This is a genomic window from Planktotalea sp. (assembly GCF_049680325.1).
In the GTDB taxonomy this organism is placed as follows: domain Bacteria; phylum Pseudomonadota; class Alphaproteobacteria; order Rhodobacterales; family Rhodobacteraceae; genus Planktotalea.
Map to the genome: position 1 here is coordinate 1 of NZ_JBAUHO010000102.1, position 2,458 is coordinate 2,458.

Here is a 2,458-nt window from a genome sequence, read left to right on the forward strand (position 1 = left end):
TGCGATTTCAGGCGTTTGAACTGCCCTTCATCAACACCGTCCTACGATCAACGCATGTGGATAGATTTTCGAGCTAATCATCGCCTTGTTGCTCTTTGGCTTGCCCAACTTGCCCAGGATAAACCCGCTGCCGGGTGTATTGAAAAAGCCGTTCTTTCGCATGTGTGCAGGCTTTTGCCATTGGGTTCTGCCAAACTTAGTCAGCGCGTTCCCTGACAGCACGGCGCTGAGAAGAAGACCAGCAAGCCCGAACCCGCCGACGATCAAATTGACCAGGCGAAAGTCCTCTGGCCGATATGTTCGCATCCCAAGGTAGTTTTGGGCCAACAACCAAAAGTCCAGATCGGCCCGTATGCCATAGTCACGGAACGTCAGGAACGCGGTCGCCACGACATACCCGAAAATCAGTGACAAAATGGTCAGAAGAAAGATCCCGACCGCGATTTTGCCCTTATCCATGAGTCTGTCCTTTCTCGGAATTCGCGTGGACATGCTTCAACCGCTGCGCATCATATTCTTCCTCGGCAATCTCCGAGACGACTTCGCGGGTCGCTTCACTACTCGAGGTCGCCTCATCTGATTGCAGATAGGCTTTGGCGGCGTAGAGGCGGTCCAGCCTATTATCTATGAGCTCCGAAAGCGCTTCGCTGTCACCGTTGCGCAATGCCTCTAATCGTTCGTCGTTCAGGTCCCGTTCGATCTCTCCACGATATATTTCACGGCTGCGGTCGTCGGTGAATGGTGAATTGATCTTGTCGTTGCGCTCATGCTCGATCACGCGGGCAATCTCCGGTGATGCCACAACGCGCTGTTCGACAACTATGCGGTCGCTCTCGCGCACATATCCTTCTGGGGGTCGAATAATATCTGTGGCTCTATCCCATGCCCTCGACGCAAGTGCCGCGTGGGTCGCAGACTTCGCCGCAAACGCCTTGAAATCACCGTTGGCAACTTTGACTTGTTCACGCCCGTACTCTCTGGCGTCGCTGTCGTCGGAATAGCCATAATTGAAGTCAGTTTTGGCAAACCGGTCTTCCATGGCTTCAAAAGCGCGGCGATCGTCCGGCGAAACACCCACAAGTTCAGGGTTGTCGTCGATGCGCCGTGTAACTGCATCCTCAATGTCAAAGCTACGCTCAGCGATATGCGCATTTGAATAGCCTTGACCACGTAAACGGGCAACTTCCGCTGTAACACTCTCGGAAATCGCGTCTTCGCGGTCCTGTATCGTGATGCCCTCGCGCTCGGCTCTCTCAATACCTGCCACAAGCCTGTTGTCTTCGGCAGCATGTTCCACGCTATCTTGCCGCTCTGCTTCTTCCCTAAGAAACTCTTGGTATTCGGGGCTGTTCACGTCCAAATCTGCAAGGGCGTCCACTTCAATGACGCCATCATCGCGCAGAACCTCGACCCGTTCCAAAGTCTGGCCCAACTGGACATGTACTTGATCCAGCTTTTCAGCCGCGATTGCCAAGTCCTCTTTCCGTTCAAGGTTCAATCCTTCGTTCTTTGCAATCTTTGACAGGTCGTCGGCCATCCACCGCTGCTCAAGCCACGCATTGCCGGCCCCCTGCTCTACCCGCGCGATTACCGCCGAAGATGAAATGCCCGTGCCACGCAAAGCCGTTTCGATTTGCGCTCGCGTATCCGGCTCCCGCATGGAGGCAACAGCGTTTTTGTTGATATTCGCCTCGGAATAGACGCCCGTATCTGACGCCGCATCGTTTAGTGTCGCAGAACGGACGCCAACAGGCTGCATGTGAGCGACGTTGCGATAGATCGCGTCCAGTTGCTTTTCATACTTGGCCTTCATTGCATCCGGTGCATCACGGACAAACTGTTCAACCCTCTCTGCACGCTCTGCAAAACGACTTCTCAGATCGTCAAAGGATTCTTGGGTCTCCATGTAAACTTCTCCATTCTGTTCAAGTTGCCCGCCCTGCCCCAGCATTTCACTGGCAAGGATCAAGGCGTTTGATATGTCTTCCCGGTTCTCAGCCGACGCCTCTGCGGCCAACGAGCGGTAAATCCTGGACGTGGTTGCGATTTCCGCCAACGCGCGGTCCAGGTCACGTCCGACCCTTTCACGGGCTTTGGGTTCGCGACCTTCTTCCTTGGCCGCGTAAATCTCTTCCGCTTTGGGTGCGTAGGTCAGAACGCCGCGATCGATGCGCCGGGTTGCCTCAAGACGAAACCCAAATTTTTCTGCTTCTTCGACCATCGCGGTTCGGAAGTCGTCATAGTTGAAGTGGTGATCTCGACCGAGATAGAAATATTCACCTTCTTGGGAACGCCGGTTCAGCACCATATGGGCATGAGGGTGCGCCCTGTCCTCGTGAACCGCTATCAAATAGTCAAAATTCCGTTCATCGTTTGCAAAAGACCGCTCGGCCACAGCGGATGCTATGTCACGCACGTCTGCTCCCTTTGTCCCAACGGGAAACGACATGAGCATATG

Annotated in this window: 2 protein-coding genes; both read right to left on the reverse strand. The window is 54.3% G+C overall.

Annotated features, from left to right (window positions below; all coding sequences use genetic code 11):
- Window positions 1-30 precede the first annotated feature (30 nt).
- Window positions 31-459, reverse strand: coding sequence for a hypothetical protein (locus WBC85_RS04130; protein WP_424433409.1), 429 nt, complete (start codon window positions 457-459; stop codon window positions 31-33).
- The coding region (locus WBC85_RS04135; RefSeq protein ID WP_424433410.1) for a relaxase/mobilization nuclease domain-containing protein at window positions 452-2,458 on the reverse strand (2,007 nt) is incomplete at its 5' end. The genes WBC85_RS04135 and WBC85_RS04130, both read right to left, overlap by 8 nt.